Annotated in this window: 16 protein-coding genes and 1 pseudogene; 2 read left to right on the top strand and 15 right to left on the bottom strand. The window is 37.0% G+C overall.

Annotated features, from left to right (window positions below; all coding sequences use genetic code 11):
* Nucleotides 1-356: 356 nt before the first annotated feature.
* Both FHL05_RS07430 and FHL05_RS07425 read right to left on the bottom strand, forming a co-directional pair.
* Nucleotides 357-1,901: an ABC-F family ATP-binding cassette domain-containing protein gene (locus tag FHL05_RS07430; RefSeq protein WP_153386068.1), complete on the bottom strand. Its 1,545-nt coding sequence runs from the start codon at nucleotides 1,899-1,901 to the stop codon at nucleotides 357-359.
* A 74-nt stretch (nucleotides 1,902-1,975) separates the two neighbouring features.
* Nucleotides 1,976-3,205: an LCP family glycopolymer transferase gene (locus FHL05_RS07425; RefSeq protein WP_153386070.1), complete on the bottom strand. Its 1,230-nt coding sequence runs from the start codon at nucleotides 3,203-3,205 to the stop codon at nucleotides 1,976-1,978.
* Between the two features lie 286 nt (nucleotides 3,206-3,491).
* Between FHL05_RS07425 and FHL05_RS07420 the strand changes: the two are divergent.
* Nucleotides 3,492-4,941, top strand: a pseudogene (locus tag FHL05_RS07420) (amino acid permease).
* Between the two features lie 192 nt (nucleotides 4,942-5,133).
* Here FHL05_RS07420 and FHL05_RS07415 read toward each other — a convergent pair.
* Together FHL05_RS07415 and FHL05_RS07410 are read right to left on the bottom strand one after the other, a co-directional pair.
* Nucleotides 5,134-7,854: a transglycosylase domain-containing protein gene (locus FHL05_RS07415; protein ID WP_153386074.1), complete on the bottom strand. Its 2,721-nt coding sequence runs from the start codon at nucleotides 7,852-7,854 to the stop codon at nucleotides 5,134-5,136.
* Nucleotides 7,855-7,863: 9 nt separating this feature from the next.
* Entirely contained in the window at nucleotides 7,864-9,159 is a 1,296-nt protein-coding gene (locus tag FHL05_RS07410; protein WP_153522381.1) for a hypothetical protein, read from the bottom strand.
* Between the two features lie 73 nt (nucleotides 9,160-9,232).
* Here FHL05_RS07410 and FHL05_RS07405 point away from each other — a divergent pair, with 73 nt between their 5' ends.
* The gene (locus FHL05_RS07405) at nucleotides 9,233-10,162 is read left to right on the top strand and encodes a hypothetical protein (protein ID WP_153386076.1); all 930 of its coding nucleotides are present in this window, start codon (nucleotides 9,233-9,235) and stop codon (nucleotides 10,160-10,162) included.
* A gap of 409 nt (nucleotides 10,163-10,571) precedes the next feature.
* On the opposite strand, the gene FHL05_RS07400 is transcribed toward FHL05_RS07405, so the two are convergent.
* The 11 genes from FHL05_RS07400 to yaaA form a co-directional block, all read right to left on the bottom strand.
* On the bottom strand, nucleotides 10,572-11,858 hold the full coding sequence (locus FHL05_RS07400) for an adenylosuccinate synthase (RefSeq protein ID WP_153386078.1): 1,287 nt from the start codon (nucleotides 11,856-11,858) through the stop codon (nucleotides 10,572-10,574).
* A gap of 20 nt (nucleotides 11,859-11,878) precedes the next feature.
* Nucleotides 11,879-13,258, bottom strand: a complete 1,380-nt coding sequence (gene dnaB, locus FHL05_RS07395; protein WP_153522379.1) for a replicative DNA helicase — start codon at nucleotides 13,256-13,258, stop codon at nucleotides 11,879-11,881.
* A 7-nt stretch (nucleotides 13,259-13,265) separates the two neighbouring features.
* A complete protein-coding gene (gene rplI, locus FHL05_RS07390) occupies nucleotides 13,266-13,721 on the bottom strand; it encodes a 50S ribosomal protein L9 (protein ID WP_153386081.1) in 456 nt (151 codons plus the stop codon).
* 17 nt (nucleotides 13,722-13,738) lie between these two features.
* Nucleotides 13,739-15,742, bottom strand: coding sequence for a DHH family phosphoesterase (locus tag FHL05_RS07385; protein ID WP_153386083.1), 2,004 nt, complete (start codon nucleotides 15,740-15,742; stop codon nucleotides 13,739-13,741).
* Nucleotides 15,743-15,968: 226 nt separating this feature from the next.
* Nucleotides 15,969-16,205, bottom strand: a complete 237-nt coding sequence (gene rpsR, locus FHL05_RS07380; RefSeq protein ID WP_010625570.1) for a 30S ribosomal protein S18 — start codon at nucleotides 16,203-16,205, stop codon at nucleotides 15,969-15,971.
* Between the two features lie 21 nt (nucleotides 16,206-16,226).
* Nucleotides 16,227-16,823 (bottom strand): single-stranded DNA-binding protein, encoded by a 597-nt coding sequence (gene ssb / locus FHL05_RS07375; protein WP_153386085.1) that lies wholly within the window; start codon nucleotides 16,821-16,823, stop codon nucleotides 16,227-16,229.
* Nucleotides 16,824-16,860: 37 nt separating this feature from the next.
* A complete protein-coding gene (gene rpsF, locus FHL05_RS07370; RefSeq protein WP_153386087.1) occupies nucleotides 16,861-17,157 on the bottom strand; it encodes a 30S ribosomal protein S6 in 297 nt (98 codons plus the stop codon).
* Between the two features lie 198 nt (nucleotides 17,158-17,355).
* Nucleotides 17,356-19,902: a DNA gyrase subunit A gene (gene gyrA / locus FHL05_RS07365; RefSeq protein ID WP_153522377.1), complete on the bottom strand. Its 2,547-nt coding sequence runs from the start codon at nucleotides 19,900-19,902 to the stop codon at nucleotides 17,356-17,358.
* Between the two features lie 16 nt (nucleotides 19,903-19,918).
* Nucleotides 19,919-21,868 carry a DNA topoisomerase (ATP-hydrolyzing) subunit B gene (gene gyrB, locus FHL05_RS07360; RefSeq protein WP_153386091.1) on the bottom strand — a complete coding sequence of 650 codons (1,950 nt, stop codon included), beginning with the start codon at nucleotides 21,866-21,868 and terminating at the stop codon, nucleotides 19,919-19,921.
* The gene (gene recF / locus FHL05_RS07355) at nucleotides 21,868-22,989 is read right to left on the bottom strand and encodes a DNA replication/repair protein RecF (RefSeq protein WP_153386093.1); all 1,122 of its coding nucleotides are present in this window, start codon (nucleotides 22,987-22,989) and stop codon (nucleotides 21,868-21,870) included. The genes gyrB and recF overlap by 1 nt, the downstream gene beginning before the upstream one ends.
* The gene (gene yaaA / locus FHL05_RS07350) at nucleotides 22,990-23,199 is read right to left on the bottom strand and encodes a S4 domain-containing protein YaaA (protein ID WP_153386095.1); all 210 of its coding nucleotides are present in this window, start codon (nucleotides 23,197-23,199) and stop codon (nucleotides 22,990-22,992) included.
* Nucleotides 23,200-23,218 lie beyond the last annotated feature (19 nt).

Raw genomic sequence — 23,218 nt, 5'->3', positions numbered from 1 at the left:
GTTAAAACTTTGTTCAGTTTTCAAAGGTCTACCAGCTGATTAAGCGCTTACGCTCATCAGCGACTTAATTATTTTATCAAGCCGACAAGTTAATGTCAAGAACTTTTTAAAATAATTTTTCTAACAATTTAATGAAATAATCATCAAATTGTTAGGTCGTTGCTCTCAACGAGTCAACTTAATAATCATAACAAGTTATCAACTCAATGTCAACAACTTTTTAAAATTATTTTTTCAATGATTCAGCAGCAAAACTGCCAAACCATTGATACGACTGACTCGTCGTGACAACAGGTAATATATTACCGTTTATGGTAAACCAATGCAAGTACTTTTTCATATTTTTTTGAAAATAATCAATTTTCTTTGATCTTTTCAATATCTAGGACCTTATCGATCCAGTCGCTACTATAGAAATCCTCTTCGTGAGTTACTAGAATCATTGAGCCATCATAGTTTTTCAGCCCTCTACGCAAAGCGGCTTTACTTTCATCATCCAAATGATTAGTTGGCTCATCCATGAATAGGAAGTTAGTATTATCAAACATTAAATCAGCAATCTTGACCTTAGTCTGCTCCCCACCAGAAAGTGAACGCAACGATGACATGATTTGTTGATTAGTCAAACCAGTTCTAGCTAAGACCTGACGAACTTCTTTACCATCCCTATCAGGGTGTTCGCCACTGATATATTGATAAGGTGATTCGAGGTTATTCTTCCATACTAAATCTTGCTTGAAATAGCCAATCTTAACCGTCTCTGAGAAATCAAAGTTACCCTCAATAGGCTTCAATATCCCTAATAGGGTTTTGATCAAGGTAGACTTACCGATACCATTGAATCCTTTGATAACCATTTTCTCGCCACTAACAATCGAGAAGTTCAAAGCTTTATCAAAAAGAGCTTCTCCATCATATCCAACTTTTAGGTTATTTACTTCCAATAGCATCCTGGAACTAGGTACTTCGACATATGGAAAACCAAAGCTAGCGGCTGTCTTATTCCCAGGAGGAGTCAAAACGTCCATATGTGCGAGTTGTTTCTCTCTACTTTTAGCACTCTTAGAACGAGAACCAGCCTTAAATTTCCTAATATAGGCCTTAGTCTTTGAGATTTTCTCCTGTTGCTTAACGTAAGCCTTCATATATGTTTCTTTATTAGCAGCCTTTTGCTTGAGAGCTTGATTCAAAGTCCCAGTATATTTAGTAATCTTACCAAATTCAAAATCAGCCACGCAGTTGATGATGCGGTCCAAGAAAGTATAGTCGTGGGAAATTACGATAAAGGCACCACTAAAATCATTCAAATAATCAGCTAACCAGTCGATATGGTTAGTATCCAAATAATTAGTTGGCTCATCCAGTAAAATCATATCTGGTTCTTCTAACAAAATTTTAGCTAAGATAATCTTCGATCTTTGACCACCACTGAGTTTGGAAACGTCATGATCATATCCAATCGCATCTAATCCTAAACCTGTCGCTACTTGTTGAATTTTAGTATCCAACTCATAGAAATCATTGGCATCCAAGATTTCTTGGAGTTTTCCAGCTCTTTCAAGGTCTTCATCTGAAGGATTATTCATGTAAATATCGTTTAATTTGTCGCTTGTTTCATACAAGTCTGAAAAAGCTGTTTGTAGATACTCATAAATTGATAAACCTGGGGCTAATTTAGCTTGTTGGTCTAAATAACCAACAGTTAGATGCTTCTTCCAGGATATTTTTCCCTCATCTGGTTCGATTTGACCAGTCAATATTTTGATAAAAGTTGATTTACCAACACCGTTTTGACCAATTATTCCTAAATGATCTTCTTTATTAACTTGTAAATCCGCATCATCATACAATTTCTTATCCAAAAATTGTTGTGATAATCCGTGTACTTCTAAAACACTCATATTTATCTCCTTTTATTTCCCATAACATAACAAAAGGCTGAAACCTTTGTCTCAGCCCTTTTATTTAAACTCTATTAAAACATTTTATTTCTTGTATAGCCTGTTGTATTCGAGTTGTTTGTGGTTCCCGTATTGCCAAATGTACTTCCATAAGAACTTGTATTACCAGTATAAATCGTATAATTTTGCTGGCCATTAGTTGAATTAAATGAGAACCCATTCTTCTCATTCAAAGAATTTAGCTTCGTTTCTTTATTATTCAACTGTTCTTTTGAAAGATTCAATTGCTTACGCAATTTATTGGAAACACGTCTTAATTCCTTAGTTGGAATAACTTCATATGACGAACCACTAATCATAGAACTATATCCTTGCAAATGATCTGAATCGATATTCTTAGCTGCTCCACGGTAGTTGAAGAAAACTGATTGCATATCATTGAAACTTAGATTAGTTGTCATAGAACTAGAAATACTATCTAACACTTTTTGATAGTGCGTGAATGTATTGGCACTTGCCGCACTCTTGATGATTGCCGTTATGACCTGACGTTGTCGTAACTGACGTCCATAATCTCCTTGAGGGTCTTCGTAGCGCATTCTGGAATAATCCAAGGCTTGCTTGCCATTTAAATGCATCTTTCCCTTCTTAAAGTGAGATTCTTTTTCACCGGTATCTCCATAAGAGAAGCTAAATGGTACTTTAACATCTACACCGCCAACAGCATTAACAATTTGCTTCAAAGAATTAAAATCAACCTTAACATAATAATCGATTGGTATGTTCAAAAGCTTCTCCGTCGTTGCAACGGCGCCCTCTTCATTTCCGAGATTATAAGCTGAATTTATTTTTTGAATTTTCTTTGTTTTCTTATTATCATTTTTCCAAATTTGTGCCATTGAATCTCTTGGTACTGATACCATTGTCGTCTTGTTTGTCTTTGGATTGACTGTAACTACGATCATCGTATCTGAATTTCCGTGATAATCTTTTTCCATATCACGAATCCCATTATCGGTCGTATCGACTCCTAATAATAAGATAGAAATTGGTTTTTTATTGTTGATTCGTGTTGAAACCTTTTTACCATCCAAAGCCTTATAAGTTTTACCCAACGAGTTTTGTGCTTGAGCATATAATCTAAATCCATATGCACCCGTTACAAATATCACGACTAGAAGCACTAGCCCTAATATCTTAAGAAATGGGCGTTTAATCTTCCCATTATTGCCAGATGCTAAGGCGTTATTACGCGTTCTGCGCCTGCGTTCTCTGGACATATTATTCTTATTGTTATTATCCATAGTAAACTCCGATTAATTTGCTACCTAATATAAAACAAGCTCTCTTTTTGTTCCATTCTGTATTATATCTAGATAGAGTGCAATTATACAGCTTAATTCCATTGATTAAAAATAATTCTTTTTAACAGCCGCATTCCTAAATTATAATTTTTTGATGCAATCTGTCAATTTCATAAAAAATTATTTACTTTAATATAACATTATATATAGTAAAAAAACTATATCATTATTTAGAAGTTTTGTTTGTATATTTCATGTATAATCTCCTTCGTAGGAGGATTTAACTATGTCAGATGCTAGTAATGCAAAGACATTTAGATGGTGGAATATTGCTCTTTTAGGGTTTACCACCGTTTGGGGTCTTAACAACGTTATTAACAACTTCGCTAATCAAGGTTTAGCTGTTATAACATCATGGATTTTAATTATGGTTCTTTATTTTGTTCCATACACTTTAATGGTGGGACAACTTGGATCAGCCTTTCAAGAAGAAGGCGGGGGTGTCAGTTCTTGGATTAAGATGCTCTCAAACAATAAGTTTGCTTATTTTGCCGCTTGGACATATTGGGTAGTTCATGTTCCTTACCTTGCCCAAAAAACTACAAATCATTATGGTTAGTTTAAGTTGGTTATTCAAGGGAAACGGTTCATTTATCCAAACTGCTTCACCTTTAGTCGTACAAGGAGCAAGTTTGATTATTTTCTTACTCTTCGTTTGGTTAGCTAGTAAAGGGGCAACCACTTTAAATAATTTAGGTAGTATTGCCGGAATCGCAATGTTTACCATGTCGATGCTCTTTATTATTTTAGGTGTCAGTGCACCATTCATCACTCATGTTCAAATTGCCACACCAGACATGACTGATATTCACACATACATACCGAAATTCGATTTCCAATATTTTACAACTATCTCAATGTTAGTCTTCGCCGTTGGTGGGTCAGAAAAAATCTCGCCATATGTTAACAAGACTAAGAATGCTTCGAAGGAATTCCCACTAGGTATGATTATTTTAGCTGTTATGGTGGCTATTTCAGCTATTCTAGGTTCATTTGCTATTGGTATGATCGTCAATTCAAATCATATCCCAGCTGATTTGATGGCTAATGGTGCTTACCAAGCCTTCCAATTCCTTGGAAATAGCTTCCACGTAGGAAACTTGTTCGTCTGGGCATATGCCATCACGAATACCGTTGCTTCAGCGGCAGCCTTAGCAATTTCTATCGATGCACCACTAAGAATGCTTTTAGGCGATGCTGATAAGAAGTACATCCCTAAGTCGCTTTCGAAGAAAAACAAACGTGGTATTGCCATCAACGGTTATAAGATGACTGCCATTCTTGTTTCCATTCTTATTATTGTGCCTGCACTTGGTATCAATGGGATGAACGATTTATATAATTGGCTCTTGAATCTAAATTCAATCGTCATGCCAATGCGTTATCTCTGGGTCTTCATTGCTTATATGCTTTTGACTAAACAACTAGATAAATATAAATCAGACTATATGTTCGTTAAGAATAAGTACGTTGGCTTTGGATTTGGCCTTTGGACTTTCTTCTTAACAGCATTTGCTTGTGTTTTAGGAATGGTTCCTAAGATGGATATGGCAAAAGATCCATCATCATGGTGGTTCCAATTAGCTTTAAACATCATTACGCCAATTGTCTTGATTGCTCTTGGTTTAATCTTGCCAGCCATTGCTAAACGTACTAATGACCTTGATCCTGAATAATATTTCTTAATAAAAGAGAGCGGAATATAACATGGTCAGCTTTCGAATATTAAGGCAAATAGCTCCTGGTAATCGTACTTTGATTACCAGGAGCTATTTATTTTAAGCATAAAAAGCTATGTTATGTTCTGCGTCTATGCTGCAAGCTTAGAAGAAAAATAGTTATGTTCCAAACCTATTTTTTGTTTATCTTTAATTGCTACTTGAATCATTACTTGAATTCGAAGAACCCGAGCTTGTTGAATCTGAGGAAGATGAATCAGAATCTGAACTGGAACTGCTATTGACTGTAATCTTCACATCTGGCACTGTTCCACCATAACTACGAATCTCATTCATAATATCGACCAATTTTTGCTTTTGGTCTTCTTTATCAGAGTCGTTATTCTTATAAGCGCTCTTGACCTTTTGAAGTTGCGAATTATATTGCGGCATTAGTTTATCAACCATGTCTTGACGCTTTTCTTCTCTTCGAGTCTCGATTTCCTCTTTTTCAGATTCGTACTTGGCCACTTTCTTGTTATCCTTAGCAGTCTGGAACATCGCTTGACTCAAATTGAGATCCTTTTGCAATTCCAGAATTTGCTTATTGAAGTTGACCTTAGCACTTTGACGTTTAACGTTAGCGTTCAGGTACCGAATTTTTTGCAATTCACTCAATTTTTTATTGTATTGAGATTCTTTAGTAATTGGTGAATCAGTGTACTTATCAATTGCTCTTTGGACTTTCTTTTCCCGCTTGAATTCTTCTTTTTTCGTCAAATGATAAATAATCCGATAATCCAAGTTATAAAGTCGATTAGTATTCTTATTTTCTTGATCAGTATTGTACTTAGAAAAGTCAGTATCGATTACATCTTGAATGCTTGGCTTTTCATTACTAGTATTTACCGACAAATTATTGCCGCTGACAGTCACGGTACTTGGTTTTTTGAAGTTCTTATTCTTTTCTTTCATATAATCGACCATGTACTCTCCTTCAGCTTTAAAGGCTTGCATCGTTAGAGCATCTTCACTGCTAGTCAACGTTGATGGCGTATCGTTTCCGGTCCAGTTAGCAATCGTAAAGTCCGGAGTCATCCCTACAAAATAGGAATCCTTAGTATTATCAGTCGTACCAGTTTTACCAGCCGTATATTTGTAATTATCCAAAGCAGCTGCTTTACCCAAGCCGTCAGTGATAACTGACTGCATCGTATTAAGCATCATATAACTGGCATTCTTGGTATAAACGTCTTTTTTCATATGCGTGTTTTGATAAATGTAACGACCATTATCATTATCATAAATGCTGCTCAAATTGCTGGGATGAATGAATTGACCATTGCGAGCAAATGAGCTGTAGGCTGAAGCCATTTCCGTAGTTGTGACGCCATAAGTAAATGACCCGATTGCCAATCGTGGATCGGCCTTTTGATTAGGATCTAACCTTGCAAACTCCATTTTTACCATGTCATCGTAATAACTATGTTTCGTATCGGAAGCGGCCAATTTGTAAGCAATCGTATTGATTGAATTTTCCAAAGCGTGTCTTAAAGAATTACTGCCAGTATATCCGCTATACCAGTTATGAATGACTGGATTACCAACTGCTGAATCGGTGACAGTACTCTGTGGAAAATAGCCTCTTTCAAAAGCTGGTGCATAAGCTACGATTGGCTTAGCCGCTGATCCAGGTTGACGATAACCGCTTATCGCCCGATTAACTTGATCGCCATCTGTCGTCCGACCACCAACGACCGCTATAACGTCGCCAGTCTTATTATCGATAACAGTACTGGAAACTTGTGGCGTCAATTTGCCATTGGCATCGCGTCCTGTATACGATTGATAAGTTTTATCGACTAAAGCTTCAATCTTCTTTTGAAGATTCATATCGATGGTTGTACGAATCGTGTAGCCACCGTCCATCAACTCACCATGAGCCCGTTCGTATTCTTGTTGGTATCTCGTGTTGTAGGCTTTTCGCTGCGCATTATTTTTAAATGAATATTGCATTGTAAATCCTGAAGATTTCATCAATTCTTCAGTCGCATTGAAGACGGCATAACTAAGGGCATAATTATTTGAAACATTGTTATCATATTTACGTTCATTGACTTTTAATCCCAAAGGCTTTTTACGAGCAGCTTGATAAGTCTTTTTAGAGATTAAGCCACGTTGGTTAAAGATATAAAGAATCATGTTGCGGCGTTTCAATGCTCGCTTAGGATAACTGACCGGATCATAATAAACTGGATTATTAGGGATGCCCACTAGCACTGCTAATTTATCAATTGATAAATCCTTTTGTTTTTGGGAAAAGTAATAATCAGAAGCAGCACTGAATCCATAAGAACCGTGTCCCATGTAAACATCATTGATATAGAATTCCAGGATTTGTTTCTTAGTAAATTTCTTTTCCAATTGTTGGGCGATGACCATTTCTTTGAGTTTACGCGTGAGATTTTGCGATTGATCTTTTAAAACAACGTTTTTGACCAGTTGTTGCGTCAAAGTTGAGCCACCTTCAGTTCGATGATGCAACAAAGTTGACACGACTGAACGCGCGATACCGTATAGATCGACCCCATGGTGAATATAAAAGCGTTGATCTTCAACAGCAACTAAACCCTTCTTGATTTTGGGGTTAATTTTATTTATTGAAGTATAATTGGAACTCGACTGTGAGAGTTTCTTAAGTTCTTTACCGTTACGATCATATATAACGGTCGAATTTTTGGGATGAAAGTCAGATTTTTTTAATCCCTGACTATATGAATAGCCATCAGCAATCGTATTACGAATATCATAACCATATTTCCACCAAAAGGCCCCTACGCTCAAGACAATCAAAAGTACAATAGTCAGTAAGACAAAAGGCCATTTTTTTCTTTTTCTAATTAACCTATGTTCCATTTTTTTCTTACGCATAATTAGCTCCTAATTAACATAGAATGTTATTCCAGAAGAGATTTGTGACATCAAATTAGACAAGTCTGACGAACTAATTTGCATACCATTATTGTAGCTAGTGCCACCTGCATAAATAAATCCAATCGTCGAACTATCGCCAAAATAAATCGAACTCGTCAAAGCTGAATTATTCTTGAACCAAAAAACCGGCGTTGCTGAATTGAAATCTTCAGTCGTATTGTCAGGATCAGTCACATTTAATTCCTTAAGGTCATCTTCAGAAGCATTAGAGACGTATTCGCCAAAATTGCTATTAGAACTGTCAGTAATAATTGCATCAGAACTATTAGCATCTACGATTTTCTTGATTGTGTATTTTCCGGAACTGACTTGCGAACTCAAGACAGTACTATAACCATCTTCAGCGACATACTTGCCACTAACTCGAGTCATCAAAGCCAAAGTATTTTTACTTGAATTGTAATAGAGAACATTCTTTGCGGTAATGCCAGCCTGACTCAAGTTATCAGAAGCACCACTAGTTGAATTCATGCTGGAAACAATATCCACATTTGCTGGCGTATAGTCCTGAGTCAACGGCGACTTCTTCAAAGCCTCTAATTCAGCCTTGACTGCCGCAACTCTTGAACTTTCATTTTGATGATTGGCAAAATATTGATCCATTTGTCCAACGGCTGACTTCCAATTGTTCTTAGCCGTTTTGTTCTTGATTAACTTATAATACGTATTGACCATTGAAATCTTCTTAAAACTCAGGCTATCTTTGTCAGAATTAAATTTATTCCAAGTTTTATTCAAATATTTATCAGCATCTTGGGTCTGTTCAAACCAAATTTGAATCGTATCCAACTTATTTCGTTGTTTTTGATAGACATCCTGATTTTTTTCTTTGAGCAAAGTCTTATCCAAGCTGTTGATTTTATCGCTTGTCACACTATCTTTGTAGTAACTCTTGCCATTGTAAAGTCCATTGACATCTTTGGTACGATTTTTTCGTGCTTGAATGTAATCTTCCAACTCCTGATACTTCTTGATATTGCTAGGTGTCACTACATAACCATCGCTTACGTCGATTAATTTCCCAATGAAATCTAGCGATTTATAATTCAAGTTAGTCTTTAAAACTTCTAATTCCTTATCTTGATACTGACTAGATATTTTAGATGTAACCACGGCATTGACTACGCCACGTGAAAGCATCACAAAAAAAATGACTGCCGTTAGTACACCGACAACACCAGCACCTATTAGTAAATAATGTTCTGATTTAGTCCGAGTCTTTAAATCTTTCTTATCTTTCATGATTTTCCCCAAATATCTAGTTCATCTTGTTATTATATATAGTAAATTATCCTACAAATAAAGGGTGGAAATTTTGAAAAAATTAAACAAAAAATATATTAAATGGATCATTATTCTTCTCTTAGTTGTAATAATCGTTTCCGCATATGCCCTTAATCTTGGAAAAATCAAAGACAAAACCGTTGATCATATTGCCCAATTAACGATTCCCTTTTCATTGATTGTAAATCCTAAAAATATCGATGAAGATATTGCACCTAAGTCTATCACTTTAAAAAATAGCGACATGGACAAAGATAAGCAAAAAGCGCTTGATTTAATCAATACTCTTAACGATGACTATAATAATACAAAAGACTTGTCATTTTTATCTAATGATCAAGAAAAAGCCCTTTCTAAAAAGGTTCACAAAAAATCTCATCGCTATATTGCTAATTTGACCTTACTTAACTTTGGAAAGGATACTCACGGAAAGTACATCACTATCAGCTGCAATCGTTACGATGACACCAAAAATATCGTTGGCTACCGTTATCGTTTGTACTATCAAGATGATTCCATTACTTCTGCTAAATATCTCAATCAAAAAACCAATAAATACCCTGCCAAATACGTGCTCGATGACATTGCCATGGGAAAAGATGGAACTTCACAAGCAAATGCCTTCATGCAACGTCTCAAAACAGCTATTATCAATTCTAATTTAACAGCGACAAATGCTAATGACCCTGGTAATTTCAACCAGATATCACTCAATTTAGGTCTCAATCCTGACAAAAGCGACGTTGGACTTTTCACTTTAGCTAAGAATTCCAACTCTCGTGTTAGCAATTCAAGTATCGTGGGGTATCAGTTGTCTGATGTGCCTCGTTATACTCGGGTTTATATCAAACAATTGAGTAAGAATGATAGTTACTTTTATACGCTGACTTTTAGTCGTAATAGTGGACGGTTTATTAATTTTCAACGTGGGATTATTTCTACTGATGATTTGAATAAGTGATTAAATACTTTTAGACATAATAAAAAGCAATTTTCTTCTTTAGATTCAAAGGAGAAAATTGCTTTTTTTGTTGTTTGTGTTGAATTTAGTTTTTAGTTTTTTGGTTCGTTTTGGTGCATTTAATTTTTATTGTTTTAGTGCGCTATATATGCTGCATAGCGGAAACGAGCTACACAGGACAGACACTTCCGGTTAGACCTATTTCACGAATCACTCGCAAGGTACGCGAGCAATTTGTGAAATTGCTCTAATCCTCGGTGTCTAAGCGGTCCTGCTTCGCTCTCTAGTTTAAAACGAGCTACGCAGGGGCAACTCCCTACACCTAAGGCTATTTCCCGTCTCGTCTGCTTCGCAGCCAAGTCGTGAAATTGTCTTAGGCTCCGGGAGCTGGGCGCCCCTGCTTCGCTCTCTAGTTTTTCCAAACGTCATTAACTTCAATAGTCTGTTCTCTATCTGGTCCAACTGATACTGTGGCATATTCCACTCCCAATTGGTCTTTGATAAAGTCCAAATAATCTCTAGCTTCTTTTGGTAGATCTTCTAACTTCTTAGCTTGTGTTATATCTTCTGTCCAGCCTGGCAATGTCTTATATACTGGCTTGCATTTTGCTAGTACGTTTAAGTTAGCTGGATATTCGTCGATAATTTTGCCGTTTAGGTCATAACCGGTACAGATTTTAATTTCTTTTAATCCGGTCAATACGTCTAAACAGTTCAATGATAAATGCGTTACTCCTGATACGTTGCTGGAGTGTTTTAGGACAACTAGATCAATCCAACCAACTCTACGAGGACGGTGCGTTACGGTTCCGTATTCGTGGCCAGCTTCTCTTAAGAAGTCTCCTGTGTCGTTTAATTGTTCTGTTGGGAATGGACCAGCGCCAACTCTTGATGTATAAGCTTTTACAACGCCAATCACGTTGTCGATCAATGGTGCACCGATTCCTGCTCCGGTTGTGACGCCTCCGGCTGGGTTTGAAGAAGTTACGTAAGGATATGTTCCATGGTCGATATCGAGCATGATTCCTTGTGCTCCTTCAAATAATACGTTTTTGCCATTCTTTAATTCTTTATTTAAATAGGCTGATGTATCAATGACACGATCTTTAAGGTCTTGGCCAATTTGATAATATTTTTCAAAAATATCGTCAAATTCCATTGGTTCAACACCATAAATCTTTGTAAATAGTTCATTTTTTTCTTGAAGATTTTCTTTCAATAACTCTTTGAATAACTCTTTGTCCAAAATATCAGCTACTCGAATACCAACACGGGATGCTTTGTCAGTATAGGCAGGTCCGATTCCGCGGTTAGTTGTCCCAACTTTGGCATCGCCTTTAGCCTTTTCTTGGAGTTTATCTAATTCAATATGATATGGAAGGATCAACTGTGCACGATTAGAAATTTTTAGGTTAGTTGTATCTACGCCTTGGTCATGCAGACGCTTCAATTCTTCTTGAAGTGATTCAAGGTTTAAAACAACGCCATTTCCAATAACACTAGTTTTATCTGAATACAAAATGCCTGATGGGACTGATCTTAACTTGTAAACGTGATTATCGATGTTCAAAGTGTGTCCTGCATTATCTCCGCCTTGGTAACGTGCAATAATGTTAGCTTCACCACTGAAATAATCGGTAATCTTACCTTTACCTTCATCGCCCCATTGGGTACCTACTACAACAACTGTTGTCATTTCTTCTACACCTACACTATTTAATTTTCTGGAATATTCGCTATCGATGAAAACTTATTATAAGATTTCACGAACAATAACTTAGCCGTCCCTCTTGGACCAGAACGGTTCTTACTGATAATTACTTCAACTTCCCCAACATCTTGATCCTCAGGTTCGCCTTGGTCATTATCATTGTCATCGCCATCTTCATCACGATAATAATCATCACGATAAAGAAAAGCTACGATATCCGCATCTTGTTCAATTGAACCAGATTCACGGATATCTGACAACATTGGTCTTTTATCCTGACGAGCTTCAACGCCACGGGAAAGCTGTGATAAAGCGATTATTGGTACATGTAGTTCTTTTGCTAATTTTTTCATATTACGAGAAATTACTGAAACTTCTTGTTGTCTATTTTCTTGGCCGGTACCTTCGATCAATTGCAAATAATCGACGATAACGAGATCCAATTTGCCGCTTTCTTTTAAAAGACGACGACATTTTGAACGAATCTCAGCCATCTTGATACCAGGAGTGTCATCAATGTAAACATTAGTCCGAGCTAAGCTACCCATAGCTACGACCAAACTATTCCATTGATTCTCGTCCAATTTACCAGTTCTAAGCGCATTTGCATCGATACTGCCTTCCGAACATAGCATCCGGTTAACTAATTGCTCAGCACCCATTTCTAGAGAAAAAATAGCAACAGTGGCATTGGACTTAGTGGCGGCATTTTGAGCTAAATTAAGTGCAAAGGCTGTTTTTCCGACACCCGGTCTAGCAGCGAGAATAATTAACTCATCCTTGTGCAATCCTGTCGTCATGTCATCAAGGTCTTTGTAGCCTGTTGAAAGTCCAGTAACATCACTATCTTCGTCATATAATTTATCGATTTCTTCAAAAGAAGACTTAACGACATCAGAAATTCTTCGAAATCCTTTGTGGTTCCGATTTTCTGAAACGTCCATGATATCCTTCTCAGACTGATCGATAATACTATCGACATCTTCATCTTCTTCAAAACTGCGGCTTACAATATCAGTTGCAGCATTGATCAGACGTCTTAAAGTCGATTTGTTCTTAACGATTTTGGCATGATAAGTCGTATTAGCAGCTGTCGGCACAGCATTGGCCAATTCTGCTAAATAACTTACCCCACCAATATCTTCAATTTGATTTGCACGATCTAATTCATTTTGAACCGTCACGACATCGACTGGTTCTTCTTCATCGTTTAAATTCATCATTGCTTGGAACACTAGTTGATTGGCGTGTTGATAGAAGTCGTCGGCATCAACGTATTCCATAGCTTCAATTAAAGCATCCTGACTGAGAAAAACCGCTCCTAATACGGCCTGCTCGGCATCCTTATCATTGGGCGGTATTCTTGAAGTTATATCATTATTCATTTATATCCTACTTCTTTTCAGCGACATGAACTCTGATGGTTGCTTCAACACCTTCGAATAATTTAACTGGTACATTAATATATCCAAGGGACTTAATACCATCAGAAAGTACCATCTTGTGTTTATCAACTTTGATATCGTATTGCTTATTGAGTTCTTCAGCAATTTTCTTAGTTGTGACTGAACCAAACAAACGACCATCAGCACCAGATTTGGCTGAGATTTCAACAACTGTCTTATCGTTTTCGATTTGTTTCTTGATTTCCTTAGCTTCTTGTCTTTCAGCTTCGTAATCTTTTTCTTCACGATTTTGTTCAGCCTTCAACTTAGCTACATTAGCTTTAGTAGCTTCAATTGCTTGCTTATTTTTAATCAAAAAGTTTTGAGCGTAACCAGTTGCCACGTTCTTAACTTCGCCTTTTTTACCTTTACCTCTAACATCTTCTAGGAAAATAACTTTCATGCTATATGATCCTCCTCTTAGTTCTTCTTATCCGAATCAGTCAATACCTCAACTAATTGATTCTTGACCTCTTCTACCGTTGAATCAGGAATTTGAGTTGCAGCGTCAGACAAGTGTCCGCCACCGCCAAGTTTTTCCATAATTACTTGGACATTAACGCTTCCTAAACTACGTGCAGAAATACCAACACGACCGTCAGGACGTTTACTAATGACAAATGATGCTTCAACATTATTTAATGATAACAATGTATCCGCTGCTTGAGCAACAATAACTGGATCGTAAGTCTTATCCTCTTCGCCAAAGCAAATCGCCATATTGTCATTGACCATTGTGATTGTTTCAATCAAATGGCTCTTTTGAATAAAGGAATCAACGTTTTCCTTCAAGACATTTTGAATAATAGTCTCATCAGCACCAACTGAACGCAAATAACTAGCTGCATCGAACGTTCTCGTTCCTGTTCTAAGTGAAAATGACTTAGTATCAACAGTAATACCTGCCAACAAGGCTGTAGCTTCAATTTTTTCAATCGCTTTCTTATTCTTAGGTTGATATTCAAGCATTTCAGTAATCAATTCACTAGTTGAAGAAGCGTAAGGCTCGATATAAATCAACATAGGATTTTCAGGGAACTCTTCCCCACGTCTATGGTGATCGATAACAACGACCTTATTGTTGTCTCCTTCAAATAAGTCAGGATTGATTGAAATACTTTGCTTCGAATGGTCGACCATTACGATTAAAGTTTTCGGCGTCTTGATTGAAACCGATTCATCTGGTGAAATGATATCCTTCTTGATTTCAGGATCTTCGTCAATCATGCCTAGCAATCGACTGACATCAGAATGCAAAGTATTTGGATTAATGACAATCTTGCATGGAGTATTATTCATCATTGAAATTCGTCTAATACCAAGCGATGATCCCAAAACATCCATATCGGGATGCGAGTGTCCCATAACGATTACTTGGTCGCTTTCCTTGAGCAATTCTTGGAGAGCTTCACTGATCATTCTGGCACGGACACGAGTTCTCTTTTCCATTGGGTCGGTATTTCCGCCATAGAAACGAGCTTTTTCGCCAATCTCTTTGACTACGACTTGGTCGCCACCACGTCCTAAGGCCAAATTGAGATTTTTTTGTGCTTCAGTATTCAATTTATTTAAATCATCGACCCCATATGAGAAGCCCATACTTAAGGTCAATGGAACATTTTGCTGTGAAGTGAATTCACGAATGACATCCAAAATCTTGAAGCCATTTTGCTCCATGTTAAAAATCTTTCCAGTATATGCCATGATGAAGAAATGATCATCATCGATCCGCTTCAAAAACATTTGTTGGTCGGAAGCCCAGTTAGATAATTCATTGGTAATGTAATTATCCAAATTAGAGACATCCCGATCACTCATTGATTGCGTGATTTCAGCATAATTATCCAAATAAACTTGTCCAACAACAGAACGGTTGCCTTCATATTTATTTTCAATATTTGAATAATACGTAATATCTAATAAATAGATAACCTTCAATTCCGTTTGGACTTGAACTAAGTAATACTTATTATCTATTTGAATAGTTTTGTTACCAGCATGTTCTTGGTCGTCAATCAAGCTTGATAACTCGCTTGAAATATCGCCGACACTCATACTGTTAGATGGATTAAAGCCCGTCTTCTCAACAAAGTAAGGGTTTACCCACTGAATTCGTTTATCAGCATCATACAAAAGTATTCCTAAAGGATACTCTACGAAACTGTTGTCTGTTCCTCGATCGATTCGATATTGTAAATTGTTCGTATATTTACCTGCTTTTTCTCCTAAAAGCAAGAACAAATATATAAATAGTACTAATGAGATAATTATTAAAACAGCTTGGATGTAACCGGCTGCAGAGCCTCTGACCAATCCAACTATTAAAATAGCCACTAGCATTACAATCAAAGAGACCGCCGTGAGTTGAGTCGAATGGTCAACTCGCGAAAGGAAGAATTTCAGATTAGATTTTATCTTTTTCATATTAGTCCCCTCTTAGATATACCCCTTAATTTTATCACAGCCGACTTCTTCTTTTCGAATTATATTTATGGTAAATAAATCGTCAAAAGTCGTCTTATAAAAAATATTATATAGCATAATTTCTAAGAAATAATAACAATTTTACGAAACAAGAAATTTTAAAAAATCCGATTTAGAGTTTAAAAAAAGACCACCTGAAAGTGGTCTTTAATTAATTTTCAAAAAATTAGTCTTCAGCAACAAATGGTAATAGAGCCATGATTCTTGCACGCTTGATAGCAATTGTAAGTCTTCTTTGGTTCTTAGCACTTGTACCTGTAACACGTCTAGGTAAAATCTTACCACGTTCTGAGATAAATCTCTTAAGTAAGTCTGTATCTTTATAATCGATGTATTCGATGTGGTTAGCAGCGATGAAGTCAACTTTACGTCTTCTACGTCCGCCTCTTCTTTGTTGGGCCATTATCGATTGCTCCCTTCTATATTAAAATGGTAAATCATCGTCAGATATGTCAATCGGTTTACTATTGTCAGCAAAAGGATCGCTCATATTATTGTTAGAATTGTTAGATTGGTTATTATTTGAATTATTACTATCGTTATTATTGTTATGGTAATTATTTCCGTTACCGGAGTTATTACCATAACTGTTGTTATTACTATTATTGTTTCCGAATGGAGACTGATTTGATTGATTTGAATTATTGTAGTTAGAACCTTGGTTAGAGTTATTGTTACCGGCGTTTCTCTTTTCACTTTCGGCACGAGATTCAAGCAATGAGAAGTTTTCAACAACTATCTCAGTTACATAAACTCTTTGACCTTGTTGGTTTTCATAGTTACGTGTTTGAAGACGTCCATCAATTCCAACAAGAGAACCTTTGTTTGTAAAATTAGAAAAATTCTCGGCAGCTTTTCTCCAAATAACACAATTAATAAAATCGGCTTCACGTTCACCTTGAGAATTAGTGAATTGTCGATTTACAGCAACTGTAAAACTGGCAACCGCTGCTCCATTAGCAGTGTATCTCAATTCAGGATCACGTGTCAGGCGTCCAACTATAACTACTCGATTAATCATTTATCTGCCTCCTTAAAATGTTTCACGTGAAACAAGACTAGTCTTCGCGTCTAACGATCATGTGACGAAGAATGTTATCTTCAATCTTTGAAAGACGGTCGAATTCGTTGATTGCTTCATCGTTTTCAGCATCTACATTGATAATGTGGTAGATACCTTCTTTATAATTAGCAATTTCATATGCTAAACGTTTCTTTTCCCAGTCTTTTGAGTCGATTACTTTGGCGCCGTTATCAGTAATGATCTTATCGAAACGATCGATCAATGCCTTCTTTGCGTCTTCTTCCATATCAGGTTTAATGATATATGTGATTTCGTAATGTACTTCAGCCATGACTGTACACCTCCTTATGGTCTAATGGTTCTAATTAAAGAACAAGGAGCATAAATTAACTACATTTTATACTCACGAAATGTAAGTTTATCATAAATTACTCTCAATTACTAGAACCTATTCAATAAAAAATCGTTTCTGCCTGACACGCATCTCTTTTTAGAGATACATTTCAAAATACGCAGAAACGATTATTTTTTATTTATTATCTGAATCTTCATTATCATCAGTTGTTGTAGCATCATTTGAATCAACATTGTTTTGGTCGTCTGTCTCAGAATCAGAGTCAGAATCTGAATTCTCATCATCATCATCTGAACCTGAATCAGCAATTTTAGCCATTGTTGAAACGATTGAATTATCATCGACCTTGATCAATCTGACACCTAGCGTAGCACGACCTGTTTGAGAAACGCTTTGTACCTCAAAACGAATCATGACACCTTTGTCAGTAATCAACATGATATCTTCGTCGCCATCAACGACAGTCAAACCAGCAATTGGTCCATTCTTTTCAGTTACGTTAGCAGTCTTGATACCTTTACCGCCACGTCCCTTGACTGGATATTCACTGACTGAAGTTCTCTTACCATAACCCTTTTCAGAGATAGTCAAGATTTCTTGTCCAGCTTGGGCAATTGATGAACCAACAACGTAGTCTTCTTCACGAAGTTTAATACCACGAACACCAGCAGCAGTTCTTCCCATTGGACGAACGTCGCTTTCTCTAAAGGTTACAGCATAACCCTTGTGAGTTCCGATAACGATAACTTTACTGCCATCTGTTAAGAAGACATTCGTTAACTCATCTTCATCTTTAAGAGTGATTGCTCGTAAGCCAGAATGTCTGATATTAGCAAAGTCATTGACTGGAGTACGTTTAACAGTTCCCTGCTTAGTTACAAAGAACAAGAAGGAATTGTCGCGGTCAACATCTTTATCGACATTGATAATGGTTTGAATCTTTTCGCCTTTTTCAATATTCAAAAGGTTGATTACCGGAATTCCCTTAGCTGTTCTTCCATATTCAGTAACTTCATAACCTTTAAGACGATATACCTTACCAGCATTGGTAAAGAATAATAGTCGGTCATGAGTTGAGGTATAAATCATCTGTTCGATGAAATCATCCCCATGGATGCCCATGCCTTGAACACCACGGCCTCCACGATTTTGAACACGGAATTCGTCAGCTGAAAGACGTTTGATGTAACCATTGTGAGTCAATACGATTAAGATATTTTCCTCTTCGATTAAATCTTCATCTTCGATGTTAGCAATTTCACTAGCACGAATTTCTGTTCTTCTGTCATCGCCGAATTTTTCTTGAATTTCAAGCAATTCATCATAGATGATTTTATCGACACGTTCAGGTTTTGCCAAAATATCTTTGTAGTCGGCAATCTTAACCAACAAATCTTGATATTCGGATTCAACTTTATCACGTTCCAAACCTGTCAAACGAACCAAACGCATATCAAGAATAGCTTGTGATTGCTTGTCAGATAGTTTGTAACTATCCATCAAAGTTTGTTTAGCGATTGCTGAAGTTTGTGAACCACGAATAATCTTGATGATTTCATCGATGTGGTCCAAAGCAATCCGTAATCCTTCAAGGATATGAGCTCTTGCTTGAGCACGTCTTAATTCATATTCAGTTCTACGTCTGATTACGACTTCTTGGTGCTTCAAGTATTCAACTAAGATACCCTTTAGTGAAAAGACATGTGGTGTTTTTCCAACAATCGCAACCATGTTGATACCATAAGAAATTTGTAATTGCGTTAGTTTGTAAAGATTATTCAAGATAACTGAAGCACTGACATCACGACGAACATCAATAACGATTCTCATACCTTCACGGTCTGATTCATCATTCAAGTCAGTGATTCCTTCAATTTTCTTTTCACGAGCTAATTCAGCAATTCTTTCAACTAAACGAGCTTTATTGACCATATAAGGAAGTTCCGTCACGATGATTTGTTCAGCGCCACTCTTCTTTGTATTAACGTCAACTTTAGCACGTAAGATGATTGTTCCCTTACCTGTTTCATAGGCTTTTCTGATTCCAGAGCGACCCATGATGATACCGCCAGTTGGGAAGTCAGGTCCAGGAATTGCTTTCATCAAATCAGCAATCGTAGCATCTTTATTTCTCATCAAAATATGTAGAGCATCGATGACTTCTTTTAAGTTGTGTGATGGGATATTAGTTGTCATACCAACGGCGATACCAGTTGCCCCATTGACCAAAAGGTTAGGGAATCTAGCTGGAAGAACCATTGGTTCTTTTTCTTCGCCATCATAGTTAGGAACAAGATCAACGGTATCTTTATTGATATCGCGCAACATTTCAACTGCCATCTTGCTCATTCTAGCTTCGGTATAACGCATAGCAGCAGGTGGATCACCATCGATTGATCCAAAGTTTCCGTGTCCATCGACTAATGGATAGCGATAACTGAAATCCTGTGCCATTCTGACCATTGATTCATAAATAGCTGAATCCCCGTGGGGGTGATATTTACCCATGATATCACCAACGAAACGAGCACTCTTCTTGTATGGTTTGTCAGGCGTTACACCCAATTCATTCATACCATAAAGAATACGGCGATGAACTGGCTTTAAGCCATCACGGACGTCAGGTAGCGCACGTGAGACGATAACACTAGCAGCGTAGTCAACGAAGGAATTCTTCATGACTTCTGTCAAGTTAACATTTTCTATTCTGTGATCTGCCATTAAATTGTCTTCCTCCCTAGTAATCTACTTCTGCATAACGTGCATTGGCTTCGATGAACTCTCTTCTAGGTTCAACTTTGTCACCCATCAACATTGAGAAAATTTGGTTAGCTTCGATGGCATCATCGAGGTTAACGCGATCCAATCTTCTCTTTTCTGGGTCCATAGTTGTTTCCCACAATTGGTCCGCATCCATTTCACCAAGACCCTTGTAACGTTGAATCTTTGGTTCTGGCTTTGGTGGCAATTGTTCAACAAAGTCGTCTTTTTCCTTATCTGTATCGAAGTATCTCATCATCTTGCCTTGACGAACTTGATACAAAGGTGGCTTAGCGATATAAACATATCCTGCATCAACGACCGGACGCATATATCTGTAAAGCAAAGTCAAAAGCAAGGTTCTAATGTGGGCACCATCGACATCGGCATCGGTCATGATAATGATCTTGTGATATCTAGCTTTAGAAATGTCGAAATCATCCCCAAATCCAGTTCCCATAGCCGTGAACAGTGTTCTGATTTCTTCGTTAGCCAAAATTTTGTCCATCGTGGCTTTTTCAACATTCAAAATTTTACCTCTAATAGGCAAAATTGCTTGTGTCAAACGTGAACGACCGGTCTTAGCAGAACCACCGGCTGAATCACCCTCGACGATAAATAATTCTGAAATTTCTGGGTCTTTGCTGGCATTATCAGCCAACTTACCAGGCAAGTTACTGATTTCTAGTCCGTTTTGCTTTCTCGTTACTTCACGAGCACGCTTAGCAGCTAGACGAGCCTTTGTAGCTAGAGAACCTTTTTCAACGATTTTCTTAGCTGTATCAGGATTTTCCATGAGGAATTTCATGAAATGTTCACTGAATAAGCGATCAGTAATCGTTCGAGCATCAGAGTTACCTAATTTAGTCTTTGTTTGACCTTCAAATTGTGGATCTGGGTGCTTGATCGAAACAACAGCTGTCATTCCTTCACGAACATCTTCACCAGATAATTTTTCAGTATCTTTTAATAATTTATTCTTATGAGCGTAATCATTGATGACACGTGTCAAAGCAGTCTTGAATCCGACTTCGTGAGTACCACCTTCGTAGGTGTGAATGTTGTTAGCAAAAGTCATCAAATTAGTGTGGTATTCATCAGTATATTGAAGTGATACTTCAACTGTAATGCCCTTTTGAACACCTTCAAGATAAATTGGTTCATCAAAGAGAACTTCTTTATCTTTATCCAAGAATTCAACATAACTCTTGATTCCACCTTCATAGTGGAAGACTAACTTCTCAGCTGTATCAGCTCTTTTATCTGTAAAAGTCAATTTCAAACCTTTATTTAAGAAAGCCAATTCACGAATTCTAGTCGTCAAAACTTTGTCATCATAAGTAGTAGTTTCGGTAAAAATATCTGAATCAGGTACGAAATGAACCCGAGTTCCATGATCGAATTCACCAGCGTCGCCTAAAACGTGCATTGAATGATTGACTTTTCCACGTTTGAAGTCGATTCCATAGCGTTTGCCACCACGAACAACTTCAACATCAAGTTCGCTACTCAATGCGTTTACAACGGAAGCACCGACACCGTGAAGACCACCAGATACCTTATAACCGCCACCGCCGAATTTACCTCCGGCATGCAAAATTGTATAAACTGTTTCAAGTGCTGGCTTACCAGTCTTCTTTTGAATATCAACTGGAATACCACGTCCGTCATCAGTAACAGTAATGGAGTTATCTGGCTCAACAGTAACTTCGATCTTTGTAGCGAAACCAGCTAAAGCTTCATCAATACCATTATCAATAATTTCCCAAACAAGATGGTGTAAACCTTGCTTACTAGTAGAACCGATATACATACCGGGACGTTTACGAACAGCCTCTAGTCCTTCAAGAACTTGAATTTGACTTGCATCATATTCTTCGACTTGTTCTTCTCTTTTTTCTAGCTCAGCTTTTCTGTCTTCAGCCATTAAATCTCCTCCTGTTGAACTTTGCCATTAGTAATATTTAAAATATTAGGGTTTTTCACCAATTTTGGATCAACATCATCGATTGATGTGGTCGTAATAAAGGTCTGTATACCATTTTTGATTGACGATAATAAGTGGGTTTGGCGTTTATGATCAAGTTCAGATAAAACGTCATCCAATAAAAGAATTGGGTAATCGCCAACTTGATCCTTAATCAATTCGACCTCAGCTAATTTCAAACTTAAAGCCACCGAACGCTGTTGCCCTTGGGAACCAAAGTCTTGTGCATTTTTTCCATTTACCATAAATTTGATGTCGTCACGATGTGGTCCAAATAGTGTCACGCCGCGCTGAATCTCTTTTTGGTAATTCTTTTTGAAATTTTCTTTGAAAATATTATAGATGTTTTCAAGCGATTTTCCATCAGTATTGAAAAATGTCTTGTAAGCAATTTTTAATTCTTCATTGCCTTCAGTTATATTTGCATGAATCTTTTCAATATGTGTCTGTAATTCTTGTAAGAACTGTAAGCGCGAAAAAACTACTTCCGCACAAAAAGCCGAAAACTGATCCGACAAGACATCCAGATAAATCATATCGTTAGCTTGATGATGCTGAAGTTTTTTCAAATATGCATTTCGCTGTTTCAGAACTGATCGAAATTGACTAGTCGTTTTCAGATAATGACCAGACATCTGACCAAATTCCATATCAATAAATTTTCGCCGAATTCCCGGATTGCCTTTTACAATCGACAAATCTTCTGGAGAAAATAAGACAACGTTCAAATTACCGATATAACTCGACAGTCTTCGTTGTTCTAAGTTATTCAACTTAGCTTTTTTCCCTGATTTGCTGATTACCAAATCTAATTTCAAACGACTGGAATTATCTTTGATAACTGTTCCTGAAATTCTAGCAAAATCATTGCCCCACTTAATTAAATCCTTGTCATTTGAGGTTCGATGACTTCTTGTCAACGCCAAAAAGTACATGGCCTCTAATAAATTGGTCTTGCCTTGAGCGTTTTCTCCCAAAAAAACGTTGATATTGGGTGAAAAATTGACCTGTAAGGATTCATAGTTGCGATAATTTTGAAGTCGCAGTTCTTTTACGAACATTTATTCAATTTCAAAAGTTTGATCACCGACAACTATAACGTCCCCTGAGCGCAATTTCTTACCACGACGATCCTCAGGACTGCCATTAAGTAAGACTGAATTTTCTCTCAAGAACCATTTGGCTTGACCACCAGTTGCAATGACTCCTTCATCTTTTAAAAGTTGACCTAAAGTAATAAATTCAGTTTCTAGCTTAATTTTTTCAGACATTGTTAACACCCTATTTATT

It is taken from the genome of Companilactobacillus halodurans (genome assembly GCF_009600995.1).
In the GTDB taxonomy this organism is placed as follows: domain Bacteria; phylum Bacillota; class Bacilli; order Lactobacillales; family Lactobacillaceae; genus Companilactobacillus; species Companilactobacillus halodurans.
This window is presented reverse-complemented; position numbering and strand designations above follow the sequence as displayed.